Source organism: Nocardia sputi (genome assembly GCF_023501985.1).
Window position 1 is genome coordinate 137,199 of record NZ_JAMFLC010000010.1, and the last position, 16,393, is coordinate 153,591.

Annotated in this window: 16 protein-coding genes; 10 read left to right on the forward strand and 6 right to left on the reverse strand. The window is 66.9% G+C overall.

Annotated features, from left to right (window positions below; all coding sequences use genetic code 11):
- Positions 1-29: 29 nt before the first annotated feature.
- From M8859_RS16335 to M8859_RS16350, 4 genes are read right to left on the reverse strand one after another with little or no spacing between them, the layout of a single operon-like run.
- Positions 30-1,145, reverse strand: a complete 1,116-nt coding sequence (locus M8859_RS16335; protein WP_283779763.1) for a cysteine protease StiP family protein — start codon at positions 1,143-1,145, stop codon at positions 30-32.
- Between the two features lie 20 nt (positions 1,146-1,165).
- Positions 1,166-2,614: a phosphoribosyltransferase domain-containing protein gene (locus M8859_RS16340; protein WP_249644483.1), complete on the reverse strand. Its 1,449-nt coding sequence runs from the start codon at positions 2,612-2,614 to the stop codon at positions 1,166-1,168.
- Entirely contained in the window at positions 2,611-3,825 is a 1,215-nt protein-coding gene (locus M8859_RS16345) for an HpcH/HpaI aldolase/citrate lyase family protein (RefSeq protein WP_195069922.1), read from the reverse strand. The genes M8859_RS16340 and M8859_RS16345 overlap by 4 nt, the downstream gene beginning before the upstream one ends.
- A 13-nt stretch (positions 3,826-3,838) precedes the next feature.
- Positions 3,839-5,056 (reverse strand): hypothetical protein, encoded by a 1,218-nt coding sequence (locus M8859_RS16350; protein WP_223519557.1) that lies wholly within the window; start codon positions 5,054-5,056, stop codon positions 3,839-3,841.
- 145 nt (positions 5,057-5,201) lie between these two features.
- Here M8859_RS16350 and M8859_RS16355 point away from each other — a divergent pair, with 145 nt between their 5' ends.
- From M8859_RS16355 to M8859_RS16365, 3 genes are all read left to right on the forward strand, one after another.
- Complete coding sequence (locus M8859_RS16355; RefSeq protein ID WP_159923408.1) at positions 5,202-5,777, forward strand: TerD family protein; 576 nt, start codon at positions 5,202-5,204, stop codon at positions 5,775-5,777.
- A gap of 158 nt (positions 5,778-5,935) precedes the next feature.
- A complete protein-coding gene (locus tag M8859_RS16360; protein ID WP_159923618.1) occupies positions 5,936-7,036 on the forward strand; it encodes a DUF475 domain-containing protein in 1,101 nt (366 codons plus the stop codon).
- A 92-nt stretch (positions 7,037-7,128) separates the two neighbouring features.
- The gene (locus M8859_RS16365; RefSeq protein WP_159923410.1) at positions 7,129-7,752 is read left to right on the forward strand and encodes a TerD family protein; all 624 of its coding nucleotides are present in this window, start codon (positions 7,129-7,131) and stop codon (positions 7,750-7,752) included.
- A gap of 1 nt (position 7,753) precedes the next feature.
- Here M8859_RS16365 and M8859_RS16370 read toward each other — a convergent pair whose 3' ends face one another.
- Positions 7,754-8,653: a DMT family transporter gene (locus tag M8859_RS16370; RefSeq protein WP_249644484.1), complete on the reverse strand. Its 900-nt coding sequence runs from the start codon at positions 8,651-8,653 to the stop codon at positions 7,754-7,756.
- Between the two features lie 83 nt (positions 8,654-8,736).
- Here M8859_RS16370 and M8859_RS16375 point away from each other — a divergent pair, with 83 nt between their 5' ends.
- On the forward strand, positions 8,737-9,270 hold the full coding sequence (locus M8859_RS16375) for a CGNR zinc finger domain-containing protein (protein ID WP_159923412.1): 534 nt from the start codon (positions 8,737-8,739) through the stop codon (positions 9,268-9,270).
- Here the strand turns inward: M8859_RS16375 and M8859_RS16380 are convergent.
- Positions 9,267-10,658, reverse strand: coding sequence for a glycosyltransferase family protein (locus M8859_RS16380; RefSeq protein ID WP_195069920.1), 1,392 nt, complete (start codon positions 10,656-10,658; stop codon positions 9,267-9,269). The two genes, M8859_RS16375 and M8859_RS16380, sit on opposite strands and share 4 nt — an antisense overlap.
- 216 nt (positions 10,659-10,874) lie before the next feature.
- Between M8859_RS16380 and rpsF the strand changes: the two genes are divergently transcribed.
- The 6 genes from rpsF to M8859_RS16410 all read left to right on the forward strand — a co-directional run bounded on the left by rpsF (position 10,875) and on the right by M8859_RS16410 (position 16,314).
- The gene (rpsF, locus tag M8859_RS16385) at positions 10,875-11,162 is read left to right on the forward strand and encodes a 30S ribosomal protein S6 (protein ID WP_039803204.1); all 288 of its coding nucleotides are present in this window, start codon (positions 10,875-10,877) and stop codon (positions 11,160-11,162) included.
- A gap of 88 nt (positions 11,163-11,250) precedes the next feature.
- Positions 11,251-11,793, forward strand: coding sequence for a single-stranded DNA-binding protein (locus tag M8859_RS16390; RefSeq protein ID WP_159923416.1), 543 nt, complete (start codon positions 11,251-11,253; stop codon positions 11,791-11,793).
- Positions 11,794-11,850: 57 nt separating this feature from the next.
- Positions 11,851-12,102, forward strand: a complete 252-nt coding sequence (rpsR, locus tag M8859_RS16395) for a 30S ribosomal protein S18 (protein ID WP_043700357.1) — start codon at positions 11,851-11,853, stop codon at positions 12,100-12,102.
- Between the two features lie 17 nt (positions 12,103-12,119).
- Positions 12,120-12,572: a 50S ribosomal protein L9 gene (gene rplI / locus M8859_RS16400; protein ID WP_159923418.1), complete on the forward strand. Its 453-nt coding sequence runs from the start codon at positions 12,120-12,122 to the stop codon at positions 12,570-12,572.
- Between the two features lie 628 nt (positions 12,573-13,200).
- A complete protein-coding gene (gene dnaB / locus M8859_RS16405; RefSeq protein ID WP_159923420.1) occupies positions 13,201-14,583 on the forward strand; it encodes a replicative DNA helicase in 1,383 nt (460 codons plus the stop codon).
- Positions 14,584-14,706: 123 nt separating this feature from the next.
- Complete coding sequence (locus M8859_RS16410; RefSeq protein WP_195069919.1) at positions 14,707-16,314, forward strand: L-type lectin family protein; 1,608 nt, start codon at positions 14,707-14,709, stop codon at positions 16,312-16,314.
- Positions 16,315-16,393 lie beyond the last annotated feature (79 nt).

Genomic DNA, 16,393 nt, shown 5'->3' on the forward strand with positions numbered 1-16,393 from the left:
ACGTCTTCGGTGTGTTCTCGGAGATAGGTTCACTGCTGCACGTCCTTGATCAATCCCATGCATGAATATGCCAGGTCGGCGACGACTTCGACGGGGACACCCCGGGCGGCGGCCAGCATCCGGATGTGCGCGTGCTCCGGTGCGTCCGCCTCGCGCACCAGCACCCGCCACGGCACCCGCCGCAGCAGCACCCGCGTGGTCTCGCCGACGCCGGGCTTCACGAAGTTCACGCTGGAAATGCCGTACTGCTCGCGCACCTGTTCCACCGATGCCCACCCGGTCCAGGTGGGCGTGCGGTCACTCGCGCGGATCGCGGCCACTTCGGCGGGCACCCGATCGCGGATCGCACCGAAAGCGCCGCTCACGGTGTCCAGCAGACGCGCGGACACGTCGTCACCGGCCAACTCACGGTAGAACTTGGCGCCATGGAAATCGCCTGGGCCGATCAGGGTGTCGTTGAGGACGGTGCGCGAGATCAAGCCGGAGACCGTCGAGTTCAGGCAGGCCGAGGCGATCAGGAAATCGTCGCGGGTGCCGTAGGTGCGCACGCAGTGGCCAGGGTCGGCCAGCACAACCAACTCGTCGTCGAAGCGCGGACCACCGGCCGCGTGGTAGGCCTCCAGCGCCTCGGTCAACTCGCGGGTGATCGCGCCCTTGCCCGTCCACCCGTCCACGAACACGACGGAGGACGGATCGTGATGTTCGGCCAGGTAGTCCAGCGCCACCGTGTCGATGCCCCGATCTCGCACGATCGACACCGCGTAGTGCGGCACCTCGAGATCCGGGCGCCGCGCACGCAGCCAACGGCGCATCAGAATGCCGACCGGCGTGCCGGCTCGCGCCAGCGACACCAGGACGACGTCATCGCCCCGTTCGGCGACGACCAGTTCGGACACGGTCGCCACGGCCAGCGCGAGCCGTTCGGCGCTTTCGGCGAGCACCTCGTCGAACAGCGACCGATACGACTCGTCCGGCTGATACTCGATCGGCAGCGACTCCGCGTAGTGCGCCTTCCCGGCCTGGATCTTCCGTTCCCGCTCGGCGACGTCGGCCTCGAGATCGACGTTCGACAAGTTCTTCAGCAGCCAGGAAACCTCATCGGCCGCGTAGGAGCCGAATTCCGGGCCATGTAGCGGAGTGGGCAGCGCCCCTACTCTGGTACTCGTCACGCCCGGCTCACCTCCGCGCGTTCGGCGTGCAGCCGCCGCGGGTCGGCCTCCCGCAGTGCCGCGAGCAGCACGTCCGCCCCGGAGGCGGTCAGCACGTCGACCAGCCCGTTCTCCGCCGTCAACGCCGCGGTGTCGGCAGGCGAATCGACCACGACGACGAGCACCGGATTCGCCGCACGCTCGCCCGCCACCGCATCACTCGTGGCGACGACATCGCCACCCTCCGGAGCCGGATCGGCGAACGATTCGTCGAGCCCCGCCAGGTCCGCCTCGAACAGGTCGAGCGAATCCGCCGGCCAATGCGCGTTGTACAGATAGCGGGGGGCGGTATCACCCGGCTCGGGTGCGATGAACCGGAACCCCCGCCGCAGCGGATACCCCGGCTCGTCCAGCACGTACGCGGGTGATCGCGTGGTGGTCTGGAAGCGCGTGGGTGTCCCCGACTCGGCGAGCAGCGCCGCCAACCGAAGTGGCAGATACATCAGCTCTTCGTGCCCGAGCACGATGGCGGCCCGGCCCGGGAATTCGGCGCCGAGCCGGGCGGAGAGCACCTCGCCCGCCTCCAGCAGCGCCGCCTCGAACGCTTCGGTGTCGGAGGCGAGGATGCCGTGCCTGCCGCCCTCCGGGACCGAAGCGGGCCAGGGCAGTTCGACCCGCTGGAACGAACCGATATGCCCGGCTGTCGGATTGAGCCGTGGTTCGGGAAGTGCGCCGACCGCTTCGACCAGCCCTTCGGGCAGCGACGCCCGGCCGGTGGCGAGGCAGACCGTGTCGATCCGGGCCCCGAGTCGCTCGGCGGCGGCGTCGAATTCGGCACGGTCGGCGCCATCGCGCAGATCGACCAGCGACGCGAGCACGTAATGGGTGCGGGGCGAGAAGGCGTGCAGCGCGCGCACCGCATCGAGCGCGGTGGCGCCGGTCGAGATCTCGTCGTCGACCAGCACCAGCGGCAGATCGTTGACGAAGACCTCCGCGGGTGCGGGTTGCAGCAGGTGCGAGGTGGCGTGCGAATGCCCTTCCTCGAATCCGGCGAGCGTCTGCGCGTGCGGCACCTCGCGCCGGGTCGAATGGAGATAGCAGCTCGCGCCGATCCGGGCCGCCACACAGTGACCCAGCCCCGTCGCGGTCTCGGCGAACCCGAGCACGACGGCTTCGCGGTCCCCGAGCACCGCGCGCACCAGATCGCCCAGGTGATCGCCCGCCCCGAGCACGACCCGCGGATCGGTGGGCAGGTGCTTGCCGAGCACGGTGGACACCAGCAGGTGCGCCCGGCGCCGATTGTTGCGGCGAACGCCCGGCTGCACCAGGGCCGTGATCGGCAATCGCGCCGAACGCAGCCGATCCGAATCACGTTCACGCACCGGATCGTGATGCAGATCGATGCCCAAATTTCTTGTCGCCCAAGGTATCTCGTTGTTACCCAGTTCGGTGCCGGTCCGGCTCATACGGTGACCAACGCCGTCAGCAGATCCACGAAGGACACTCCCTTGTTCGCCACTCCGAAGACTCGCGCGCGCAACAGGGTCTGGCGCGCCCAGCTGCGATGCGGCCGCATCTCGTTCATCTTGTTCCGGTAGCCGGAGGCCGCCACGCCCCCTGCGTCCTCCCGGAGGATGTCCAGCGCGTCCGAGTACTCCTCGTGCGTCACCACCGACAGCGCGTGCACGGCGGCCACGTGCGACGGATGGATCACCGTCTTGCCCTGAATGCCGTTGGCCCGGTCCAGCGTGATCTCCCGCAGCAAGCCGTCGAGGTCGCGGCTGACCAGGTACTGCCGGAACGGCACCGCGTCGGATTCCTCGAACGGCGCGGTCCGCAGCAGCGGCCGGAACATCCGTTCGTGGTCGGCGAAGTACTCCCACACCGGCCCGGTGATGATGAACCCCGTTCCGTCCGCACGTCCCAGGTAGTTCACGATGTCGGCGATGACATCGGCGACCACGCGCACGTCGTAGATGGTCAGGTCGCGGTCGCGCCGGATGCCGAACGTCGAGCACATGTCGGTCGCGCCGACCCGCACCGCGAGCACCCGCTCCCGGTGCGCGGCCAGCAGCGCCGCGATCTGGGTGAGCTCGTAATCGCGGGTCTCCCGATGCACCAGCCCCGGCGACTCCAGCACCGGCATCCCGTACAGCGGTCGGTCCACCCGCTGGGCCGCGATGTTCAGCGCGTTGAGGTACTTCGGTCCGGTGACGCTGTCGAACTTCGGGAACACGAAGCCGGTCAACACCTTGGCGCCCCGTCCGAGCTGCTCGATGAGCTCGGTGATCGTGTCCGCGTCGCGCACCCGCACGAACAACAGGGGGTTGGCGTCGTGGCTGTCGGCGAGCAGATCCAGCGCGGCGACGGTCTGCTGCTTGGCGTACTCCACCTCGTGATCGGCCACCGCGTCCTCGAGGTCGATCACCATCGAACACACACCGTGCCCGGCGCGCCTGCCGATGGTCAGCGCGAGGTCCGGCCTGGTCGCGGGCGCGTACAGCGTCGCGCCGAGCCCGATCGCGAGTAGCTCGCGGTCGGTGTGGTCGTCGCCGAACGGCTCGGGCTGCCGGTGGAAGAGTCGCCTCGCCTCTGGGCCGTGCAACTGCCGGAAGTGGCGCAGCGGCATTCGCTTCCGCAGGGAAACCTCCTGCTGGACGGCGATGCCTGCGGTCATCGTTGCCCCATCCTCATTCTCGTCGTGGTCCTGCTTGTTTTCTCATTCGATCCACTACCCCGGCTATGAAGTCGGTGACGGCATCCAATTCCGCCACATAGGCCCAGTAGTCGGGGTGACGCCCCGACAGTGTTTCGCTGATTCGGTCGATCCGTACTGCTTGCGCGTCGAGCACCGAACCCCATTCGGCGACCAGCCCGCGGCTCACCGCGAGCATCTGCGCGTCCCGCAGCCGGAATCGTACGGCCTTGGCGTGTTCTTGCGGGTCGGACCGGATCGCACGCAGCAAAGTGAGCCGCTTGGTGACGGCGTCGACCCGCTGCTCGGCCTCGGTGAGGAACCCGCGCGCGGAGGTGGTCAGATCAAGTGCAAACTCCGGATTGTTCTCTGCCGCCGCCGCACGCGCCCTGCCCAGGGCCGCGTCCGCGGCCTCGATGGCTCGCTGGCTTTCCCGCTCATTGTTAGCCAGATCGGCCGAACTCGCAGCATTGAACTCGCGCAGCAGCGCCGAGAACGCGGGCGGAACTCCTTCCGCCCTGGTCCGGACGGCGGCAAGCCGGGTTGTCACCGAGGAGATCGCGGTGTTTGCGGCCGCGGCGCGAGATGGAGCTTGCGCCAACGCATCCGCCAACTCCTTGGTGGCCGCCTCCAGCCGATTCGCCGCCTCCCGCACCGTGCCCGCGGGCGTGGCGGAACTTGTCGCCTCCAATGTGACCAGCGCCTCATCGACCGCGGTGGCACGTTCACGCACCGAGGGATAGTTCGCGAACTCCGATTCGGCGGCCTGGGCGCGCACGCCGGCCGCGGCGCTCTTCACCTGCTGAGCCAACCGCGGCACCGCCCCGAGCACGGCGACCGCCTCCTCCAGCCGGATCTGGTCACCGCGATAGAACTCGTCGACCGCGCGCGCCGCCTCGGCCAGTTGCCGTACCACGGCGTCGACGCGCTGCTGTCCCTGCGGTATCGGCGGGCCGCCGTGCTGCGCGGTCTCCAATTCCGCGCTCAGCGTCAGGTACGCCTCCCCGGCGGCATAGCATCCGCGGCGCACCGGTTCCCAGCGCGCGCCCGACCCTCGCTGGGGGAAAACCTGATCGGCTGCGTGCACCGCCGCGTCGGACGCGCTCTGGCGCCGGTCCATGTCGAGAAACGCGGAGGCCAGCCTAGCGCGGGCGTGCTCGATCCACTCGTCGTTTCCCGACGAACGGAACCATCCGCGCCTCCGGCCAGCCACGCCCCGATGGTAGGAGATCTTCCTGTTCGGCGAGGGTTACGCCGGTTCCTACGCAAGTTCGCGGAAACCTACTACTGTCGTAAGGCGTACCCGGCGATTCGGACATGCTGGGAACCAATGACGGACTATTGAAAGGGAATCCCGCATGGGTGTCAGTTTGTCCAAGGGCGGCAATGTCTCGCTGACCAAGGCGGCGCCTAACCTCACTGCTGTTGCAGTCGGCCTCGGGTGGGATGTGCGGACCACCACCGGCACCGACTTCGACCTCGACGCCAGCGCCATCGCGACCGGCGCGGACAAGAAGGTCCTGTCCGACCAGCACTTCGTCTTCTTCAACAACCTGCGTTCCCCCGAGGGCGCGATCGAGCACGTCGGCGACAACCGGACGGGCGAAGGTGAGGGCGACGACGAGGTCATCAACGTCGACCTGACGAACACCCCGCCCACGATCGAGAGCATCTTCTTCCCGGTCTCGATCTACGACGCCGACTCCCGGTCGCAGTCCTTCGGACAGGTCCGCAACGCCTACATCCGCGTCGTGGACCGCAGCAACGGCGAGGAACTGGCCCGCTACGACCTCACCGAAGACGCCTCGACCGAGACCGCCATGGTCTTCGGCGAGCTGTACCGTAACGGTGCGGAGTGGAAGTTCCGCGCGATCGGCCAGGGCTACGCCTCCGGGCTGGCCGGCATCGCCCGTGACTACGGTGTGAACGTCTGAGGAACCTCGCTGTTCGCAGGGGGCCCGGCGACGGGCCCCCTTCGTCGTGCGACCCTGACATGCCGGCGCCCGGGGGCAGCGTTGGACAACCGGCGATCCAGCAGCCACGCTGGTAGCAAACGTCGCCGCCTCGTTTTCACTTCATGAAAGGTCCCAGCGTGGTCCTGCGCATATTCGGCATGTCCTTCCTCGTCACGGCGGTCTCCCTGGTCGTGGCGGTGTTGTACGGCGGACCGACCGCCCTCGCGCTCGTCGTCATCCTCGGCATCCTCGAGGTGTCGCTGTCGTTCGACAACGCCGTGATCAACGCCACCGTGCTCGAACGCATGAGTGCCTTCTGGCAACGGATCTTCCTCACGATCGGCGTGTTGATCGCCGTGTTCGGCATGCGGCTGGTCTTTCCGCTGGCCATCGTGTGGATCACGGCGGGCCTGAATCCCGTGGAAGCCTTCGACCTGGCCCTCAACCCGCCCCCGGACGACGCCCTCACCTTCCCGGACGGCAGCCCGAGCTACGAGAAACTGCTCACCGACGCGCACCCGCAGATCGCGGCGTTCGGCGGCATGTTCCTGGCGCTGCTGTTCCTCAACTTCATCTTCGAGGAGCGCGAAGTCACCTGGCTGTCCTGGCTGGAGCGGCCGCTGGCCAAGGCGGGCAAGTTGGACATGCTCTCGGTGGTCGTCGCGGGCGGCGGCCTGATCCTCACCGCGGAATTCCTCGCCGACGAGGCGCACCGTTCGACCGTGCTGGCGGCGGGCCTGCTCGGCATGATCACCTACATCGCGGTGGACGGTCTGGGCTCGATGTTCCACACCGAGGAGTACACCGAAGGCGGTCCCTCCAAGCTGGCCAAGGCCACCGGTAAAGCGGGCTTCTTCCTGTTCCTGTACCTCGAGGTGCTCGACGCGTCGTTCTCCTTCGACGGCGTGATCGGCGCGTTCGCCATCACCTCCGACCCGATCATCATCGCGCTCGGCCTGGGCCTGATCGGCGCCATGTTCGTCCGGTCCATCACGGTGTACCTGGTCCGCAAGGGCACCCTGTCGGAGTACGTCTACCTCGAGCACGGCGCGCACTGGGCGATCGGTGCGCTGGCGGCGATCCTGCTGATCTCGATCGGGGTGCACGTCAACGAGCTCGTCACCGGCCTCATCGGCGTCGCGTTCATCGGTGCGGCGTTCATCACCAGCATCGTCCGCAACCGTGGTGCGGAGGAAGAAGAACTGGACAGCGAACGGGAACCGACGCCGGTAGGCTGATTCCCGGCAAGCAGCCGAAAGACCCGTTGCGGCAGCGGCCCCATCCCGAGGGATGGCCGCTGCCGCTCTCGTTTCCACGGAGGGGGATCGCCATGGCGATCGGCAACAACCCCGGCGGCGCGAACCTGTCCAAGGTGACCCTGTCGAAGGCGACGCCGAGCATCAACCTGACCAAGCCGGGTGAGCAGCAGGGCACCATGCGGGTCAACCTGAACTGGTCGAGCGGATCCAAAGGGTTCTTTCGCCGCTCCAAGCCCGTCGACCTGGACCTCGGCTGTCTCTACGAACTCGCCAACGGCGCCAAAGGCGTCGTCCAGGCGATCGGCCGGAATTTCGGCGCACTGGAGGTCGAGCCGTACATCGAGCTGGACGGCGACGATCGCAGCGGTTCCGCCACGACGGGCGAGAACATGCACATCAACCTCGCCCGGCCCGAACTGTTCCGGCGCATCCTGATCTTCGCCCTCATCTACGACGGTGTGCCCAACTGGGCGGCAGCCGACGGCGTGGTGACGCTCTACCCCACCTCGGGTCCGCAGATCGAGGTCCGCCTCGATTCACCGGTGGACGGCGCTCGCTCATGCGCGATCGCCCTGCTGCAGAACCAGGGGGCAGGCATCACCGTGCACCGGGAAGTGCATTACGTACACGGTGCCCAGCGCGAACTCGACCAGGCCTACCAATGGGGCATGCAGTGGCAGAGCGGGCGCAAATAGGTCAGCGCGCCGCGGCCACGGGCTCATCCGCCGCGACCCTCGACCGCACTGGGGTGCGTGCGGCGAACACCAGGCCGATCAAGCCGATGCCGAGCCCGGCGACCGTCAGCAGACGCAACGGCTGATCGATCAGCAGCCACGCGAGGATCGCGGTCACCGCCGGCGTCGCGAAGAACAGCTTGCCCACCCTGGTCGCGTCCCACCGGCGCAGCATGGCGTTGAGCAGCAGGAACGCGGCGACGGAGTTCACCAGGACCATCCAGGTGAGCGAACCGGCGAACCGGCCCGCGTCCGACACGTGCACTTGGCCCGACAGCCAGGCCAGCGCTCCCGCGATCGGCGCGCTGACCACCACGTGCAGCGCCGTGGAAGCGCGGGGATCGACCGTGGGCGTGAACCGCTTCTGGTACACGGTGCCGATGCTCAGGCCGAGCAGCCCCACGACGCACAACAGCAACCCGAGCACGGAGAAGTGGGATTGGTCGAACACGGCCAGTGCTACGCCGATTCCGCCGATGCCGAAGCCGAACCACTGCCGCATCGTGACGGTCTCGCCGATCAGTCCGGCGCACAGCGCGATGACCACCGGATTCAAGCCCTGGACCAACGCGATCACCGCCGCCGGGACATGCTCGGCCATCGCCGTGTAGAAGGCGCCGAACTGGACCATCTGCACCGACAACCCGGCGACGAACACGTGGCGCAGCTGGTTGCCCCGCGGCCAGGTGACCCGGGTCGCGAGAGCGTAGGCCGCGAGCAGCACTCCGGCGATGGCGAAGCGTGCGAACAACACCAGTAGCGGCGGCGCGGCGCCGACTCCGATCACACCGGCGACGAAGGCACTGCTCCACAGCACGACGAACAGCGGCTGCGTTGCCACCATCGCGAATCGACTCTGCACAGCGCCTCCCTGAATAACCACCTCGGGTGGTTATCACGGTGACAGTCGACAGACTAACCTGTCAAGGCGGTTAGCATGAGAGGATGTTCACCTTCGTGAGCGGCAACCTCGCTTTGGACTTCGCGGGCACTGTCAAGGCGCGCTCGACCACGTTCGATGACGTCCTCGTCGCTCCCGCCGCGCTCGCCGACTGGATCGTCGCCGCGGGCCTGCTCGACCATCCCCCGCATAGTGACGCCGGCACCCTCGCGCGGGCGGTGCGCCTCCGCGAGGCGGTCTATCGCGCAGCGCTCGCCGCCGCACAGGGGAACCCCTGCACCGACACCGACCGCCGGACCGTCAACGATTTCGCCGACGGCGCACCGCCCTCGATCAGCCTGCGCGCCGACGGCAGCGTCAGCCGCCGCGGCGACGCCGACGCGGCCTTGGCCGCCGTCGCCCGGTCCGCGATCGAGTTACTGGGCAGCACGGCACTGATCAAGGAGTGCGGCAGACCCGCGTGCACCCGGCTGTACGTGGACACCTCCCGGGGCGGCTCCCGCCGCTGGTGCGACATGACGCTGTGCGGTAACCGCGCCAAGAGCGCCGCCTTCCGGGCCCGGCACGGTGGCCCTTAGACCACCGGCACCAGATTGCGCGGGTCGGACCGCGACGCCGGGCGCGACCTCGCGCGGTAACCGCGCGGCCACGCCCACAAGAACACGAAGAACAGCACGATCAGCAGGCTCGCGCGCCCCCACACACCGAATTGGACGACGTTCTCCATCACCTCTACCGAGGTGCCCGAACCCATCGAGTAGAAGTAGCGGAAGACCCCCACCCCGATGGCCGCGTCGGCGACGAGATAGCTGCCGATCAACCACCAGGGCACCTCGAGCAGCACCAGGAACGGCACCAGCCACAAGGTGTACTGCGGCGAATGCACCTTGTGGAACAGCAGGAACCCACACAGCATCGCCCCGCTCACCCCGACCCACCCGAACACCCCGGTCCTCAGGTAACGCTTCCAGCCCAGCCACATGGCCAACGCGAACGCCGCGAGCACCAGCAGCGGCGAGGCGACCGAGACCACCTGCTGGAACGCCGCCTCGCTGTGCGCGTCCGGCCCGAACATCGGCCGCAGTCCCCAATACCAGATGGAATTCGTGGTGATATCGGCCTGACGCAATTGCTGGAAGGTGATCGACGCGCGCCAGCCCTCGTAACCCACCACCGCGAACGGCAGGTTCACCGCGACGACGGTGCCGATCGCCGCGGCCGCGGTGAGCAGAGCGCCACGGACGTCGAGCCCGCCGTCGGGCTGTTCCGGGTCGCGTTCGTCGCCTCCGGTGAGCACATACGCCAGCAGCGGCAACACGAAGATTCCCGGGTACAGCTTGAGACAGAACCCGAGGCCGAGCAGCACTGCGGCCACGATTCCCCTGGTACGCACGGAGTAGCGCGTCAGCGCCGCCATCACGTAGACGGCCGCCACCGCCGTGCAGACGACCGGCAGTTCCCAGTTGTGGAAGGCATACAGCACCAGCGGAGGTCCGGCCGCCCACAGCAGGGCGGCGCCTCCGGCCAGGCGAGCCAGCATCCACGCGGTCAGCAGCGCGAAGGGCGCCAGCAGCAGCGCGGAGTACCGCAGGAAATCGGCGTCGTTGTCCGCTCCGACCGCGCCGAGCCACATCAGCACGCCGCTGAGCACCGGGTATTCCACCGCGCCGCCGACCAGGGCGCCGTCGCCGGTGATGCCGCCACTCACATATGGGAAGACGTGCTCGTTGATGTCTCTGCCGAGCCAGAGGTACTGGATGTCCGAGTAGCAGACGTCCGAATCCTTGATGGCGTCGAATGCCGTGCTGCGACCGTCTCGATCGAACGGCTCCCCCGCACACCGCGCCTTGTTCGCGTACGCCAGCGCCAGAACGAGACCACAGAGCAAGACCACCACCGCGGCCAGCGCCGCGCGGCGTCGCACACCGCCCGCGGGCAGGTCGCTGGCGGCGGGTCCGGTCGGCATGGATCCACCCTAAGCGGACCCGCTCGGCCGTGCCTCCATTCCCTCCCTACGAATGCGAACTCCAGGACCGACCTCACGCGCCCACGGGCGCCCGGCCCGGGGCGATTTCACTGCTCAGGCGCCGCTCATGTAGCCTGTTCGGGTTGCTGACGCAACGAACCCTCCTGCCACGGACCGTCCGTGGCCGTTTCCTAGTCCACAGGAGGTGATTGGTCCGTGCGTCATTACGAAGTGATGGTCATTCTCGATCCGAGCCTGGACGAGCGCACTGTTGGTCCGTCGCTGGACAACCTGCTCAGTGTCGTTCGCACCGAAGGCGGCAAGATCGACAAGGTCGACATCTGGGGCCGCCGCCGGCTCGCCTACGAGATCGCCAAGCACGCCGAGGGCATCTATGCCGTGGTCGATCTGACCGCCGAGCCCGCCACCGTGAGCGAACTCGACCGCCAGCTCGGTCTCAACGAGTCGGTGCTGCGCACCAAGGTTCTGCGCCACGACAAGTAGTCCGGCAACCCTCGTTTGCGTCGGAGCCTGTGCCTAGGCTCTAGCGCAACAGCGAGACGCGGACTGCACACCGAGCAGGAGGAACCACATGGCAGGCGACACGGTCATCACGGTCATCGGCAATCTGACGGCCGACCCGGAGCTTCGATTCACACCGGCGGGAGCGGCGGTGGCGAATTTCACCGTCGCGTCGACCCCTCGGGTGTTCGACCGTAATTCGAACGAATGGAAAGACGGCGAAGCGCTGTTCCTGCGCTGCAATATCTGGCGCGAGGCCGCCGAGAATGTCGCCGAAAGCCTGACCAGAGGTTCCCGTGTCATCGTGAGCGGACGACTCAAGCAGCGCTCCTACGAAACCCGCGAGGGTGAGAAGCGCACGGTCGTCGAGCTCGAGGTCGACGAGGTCGGTCCCTCGCTGCGCTACGCCACCGCGAAGGTCAACAAGACCAGTCGCGGCAGCGGTGGCGGCGGCTTCGGGGCCGGGTCCGGGTCCGGCAGCGGTGGCAACTACGCCTCCTCCGGTGGTAGCGGTGGGCGTTCCGGCGGTGCCGAGGACGACCCTTGGGGCAGTGCGCCCGCGGCCGGCTCCTTCGGGGGCGGCGGCCGCATGGATGACGAACCGCCGTTCTGAGAACGGCCACAACGGCCCGCTCGAATAGGGCCATCACTGATTACGGAGTACAAGACCATGCCTAAAGCGCCCGCGCGCGAAAAGGTGCTCAAGAAGAAGGCTTGCTCGTTCTGCAAGGAGAGCAAGACCGGAACTGTCACGATCGATTACAAGGACACGGCGTTGCTGCGCAAGTACGTCAGCGACCGCGGCAAGATCCGCGCCCGCCGCGTCACCGGCAACTGCGTGCAGCACCAGCGCGATGTCGCGGTTGCGGTCAAGAACTCGCGTGAGGTCGCGCTGCTGCCTTACGTGTCGACGGCTCGCTGAGAAAGGGGAGCACGCAAATGAAGTTGATTCTGACTGCTGATGTGGACAACCTCGGTGCCCCCGGCGACACCGTGGAGGTCAAGGACGGCTACGGCCGCAACTACCTGCTGCCGCGCGGCCTGGCGATCGTGGCCAGCCGTGGCGCGCAGAAGCAGGTCGAGGGCATCCGCCGGGCGCAGGAAGCCCGTCGGGTCCGCGACCTGGACCACGCCAACGAACTGAAGCAGGCCCTCGAGGGCCTGGAGTCGGTCTCGCTGGCGGTCAAGACCGCGGGCACCGGCAAGCTGTTCGGCTCGGTGACCCAGTCGGACGTCGCCGCGGCCGTCAAGGCGGCGGGTGGCCCCGTCGTCGACAAGCGCAGCATCGAGCTGCCGAAGGCGCACATCAAGACGACCGGCAAGCACGCCATCGTGGTGCACCTGCACCCGGATGTGGTGGCGAAGTTCGACCTCACGGTCACCGCCGCCTGATCCAGGCATTACGTCGAGGACCGCTCCCCTCTTTCGGATGGGAGTGGTCTTCGGCTGTGCCCTGCTACCCGGAACCGATTGATAGCCAATTGTTTGCCAAACATTAGACGGCGCTATTCGGGACAATCTGGGCCTCGCCACACTCCGCGCCGGTACTTCATTTCCCAGCCTGTGGACTACCGACCGAACCGACCGCCCGCAATGTGATTCAAGCCATAAGTGGCTCACGTGCTGTTAACCCAACACGCCCGGCTGTTCAACTTGGCCGACACGCCGGTACTTCATTAATCCACACGGGGATGAACGCGGAAGTCGCTATCTATCTGCGTATTCGAGGCTGCCCACCTGGGTTTTCCCCAAGTTGTACACAGGGGGTGCACACCGTTGGGTGAACTCTCCCCAAGTTATCCACAGCTGTGTGCACACCTCGGTTTGGTACACGCCCGCTGAGTCGCCTAGGTTCGTCGCATCGCCGTGCGCGGACCGGTCCCGACCGCGTGCACGGATGGGTGCCACGTCGGTAGCTGGAGCCCTGGTCAGCGGCTTCGGTGAACGTGTCGGTGCCCGGGAGTAGAACGAGTCAACGGGGTGAAACCCGGTCGTGGGGTAGAGAGGACGGTCGAGTCTGGTGACAACCACCGATGACCGCGGGCATACGGGATTCCCGCCCGAACCCCCCGGCGAAGACTTCGGCCGCCAGCCTCCGCACGACATGGCGGCCGAGCAGTCGGTGCTCGGCGGCATGCTGTTGAGCAAGGACGCCATCGCCGACGTCGTCGAGGTGATTCGTCCCGGCGATTTCTACCGTCCCGCCCACCAGGCTGTCTACGACACGATCCTCGATCTCTACGGGCGCGGGGAGCCCGCCGACCCGGTAACCGTCGCCGCGGGCCTGGACCGGCGTGGCGAGCTCAAGCGCATCGGCGGCGCGCCCTATCTGGTCACCCTCACACAGACTGTGCCCACCGCGGCCAACGCCAGCTACTACGCGGAAATCGTTGCGGAAAAAGCCATTCTGCGCCGCCTCGTGGAGGCAGGCACTCGCATCGTCCAGTACGGCTACGCGGGCGCCGACGGCCATGACATCGCCGAGGTGGTCGACCGCGCGCAAGCCGAGGTCTACGAAGTCACCGAACGCCGCACCAGCGAAGACTTCCTCCCCCTCGAAGAACTGCTCCAGCCCACGATGGACGAGATCGACTCCATCGCCAGCCGCGGCGGCATCTCCCTCGGCGTCCCCACCGGTTTCACCGAACTCGACGAGATCACCAACGGCCTGCACCCGGGCCAGATGATCATCGTCGCGGCCCGGCCTGGGGTTGGCAAATCGACCCTAGGAATGGATTTCATGCGTAGTTGCTCGATCAAGCATGGCTTGGCGAGTGTCATTTTCTCGTTGGAGATGAGTCGTACCGAGATCGTCATGCGGTTGTTGTCGGCGGAGGCGAAGATCAAGCTCGGGGATATGCGCTCCGGGCGGATGAGCGACGACGACTGGACCAAGCTGGCGCGGCGGATGAGTGAGATCAGCGAGGCGCCGTTGTTCGTGGACGATTCGCCGAACCTGACCATGATGGAGATCCGGGCCAAAGCGCGGCGTCTCAAGCAACGCCACGACCTCAAACTCGTTGTGGTGGACTACCTCCAGCTGATGACCTCCGGTAAGAAGGTCGAATCCCGCCAGCAGGAAGTCTCGGATTTCTCCCGCAATTTGAAGCTCCTGGCCAAGGAACTCGAAGTTCCCGTCGTCGCGATCAGCCAGCTCAACCGCGGTCCCGAACAGCGAACCGACAAGCGCCCCATGGTGTCCGATCTCCGCGAGTCCGGGAGTTTGGAACAGGATGCCGATATGGTCATCCTGTTGCATCGGCCCGATGCCTTCGAGCGCGACGACCCGCGCGGCGGTGAGGCCGACCTGATCTTGGGGAAGCACCGTAACGGCCCTACCGCGACGATCACCGTCGCACACCAGCTGCATTTGTCGCGCTTCGTGGATATGGCACGCGGCTGACGGCAGCAGCAAAGCAGCTATTGTAGGGTCCGATCCTCCTTCATATTTCCGCACAACTCATCTCAGCTGCAGTTATGTAGCGGTTCCGCATCAAGATGCGCGGGATTCCGGACCCTGGTTTCGGTGAGATCGAATGCGTTAACTCCATTGCGCAGTACCGGTCAAATCTGCGTGGCGCGATCACCCATCCATGGCATATCGGCCGAGGAGGATTCGACTATGACGACGTATGCGCCTGTCACCATCCAGCAAGCACAGTTCCCGATCGTCGAATCGTTCACCCAGGACACCGTGACCAACCCGCACTGGCAGTTGCTGGGCAGCGCGCGGCTGAGCGGCGGCAGCCTGGAGCTCACGCCCAACGCCAATTCCCAGGCCGGGACGGCGTTTCTCGATCAGCCGTTCTCGTCCACGCTCGGCGTCACCATCGACTTCGACTACTCCTGTGAGGGAGGAGCCACGTTCGGCGACGGCTTCAGCGTCTACGTGATCGACGGCGCGCACACGACGCAGCCCGGCGGTCTCGGCGCTGCGCTCGGCTACTCCTGCACGAAGTCGTCACCGACGCACATCGTCGCGCCGGGAGTCACAGCCGGGTTCGTGGGCGTCGGCTTCGACAACTTCGGGAATTTCGGCACGCCGCTCGCCGGTACGGAAGGCGGCGCGCAACGACCCAATACCGTCGGGGTACGCGGAGCCGGCAGCCTGCGGGAGGGGTTCCGCTGGCTCACCGGCGTTCAGGTACCGGGCGGATTCCGCGGGTCGTGGGAGCACGGCGCTCACATCCAGATCTCCATCATCGGCGGCCGACTGACCGTTCGCCATGCCCACAAAGCCAACCCCAACGGCACCGTGTTGATCGACAACTTCGATCTCGCAGGCGCTGCCGGTCAGCCACCCGTGCCGGAGACCTTCAAGCTGGGCTTCGCGGCCGGAACGGGCAGCGCGACCGCGTCTCACCGGATCAAGAACCTCAAGGTGACCCTGCCCGCGGAAATGCCGCTGCAGATGAGCGGCCCACAGACGGCGCAATCGGGCCACCGGATCGCCTACACCATCGGCGTACAGAATCTCGGCCCCAACGACGCCCCCGACGCCATGCTGCAGGGCGCTGTCCCGACGGAGCTGACCGACCTGGAGCTGACCTGCCAGGCCGAGAACGGTGCCGTCTGCGGCCCCGGTTCGGTCCGGAACGGCTTGCACGTGCCGATCGACCTGCCCAAGGGTGGCAAGGCGATCATCAACCTGGCAGGCACCATCGACCCGCAGTACGAGGGCAGGCTCACCTGCACCAGCCTGATCACCTCCCCGTCCCGGGCCAATACCGCCAAGCAGCACTCCGGCTCGGTCACCACCGAGGTCGATCGGCCTCCCGTCACCGTCATGCCCGTGATCATGGGGCAGTGGGCCCAGACGTGGCCAGAGGACGCGCAGGGGTGGATCATCAGCTACGAGCTCACGCTGGCCGCCCACGAGCAGCGGGTGGTGTGGTGGGAGATCCGCTTCGACGTACCGCCCGGAACCCGCATCAATCCTCAGCAGACTCAGTGGTACAAGGTGATCAAGGACGGAACCGACGGATCCGTCGTCATCGCTGCGCCGGACGACACCCACACGATCGAGCCCGGCACGCCGCTGCCTGTGTCCGTGCAACTGCTCTACCCGTCCCAGTACGAGGCCGGTGACGGCACCCTGCGCAACCTCCACGCCACCGAAGTAACCCGCCCATAGGAGACGCCACACAAGACCGCTGCCTCATATGAGGCAGCGGTCTTGCCATGCGCGGAATGCGTGCTCAGGAGAGTCGCCG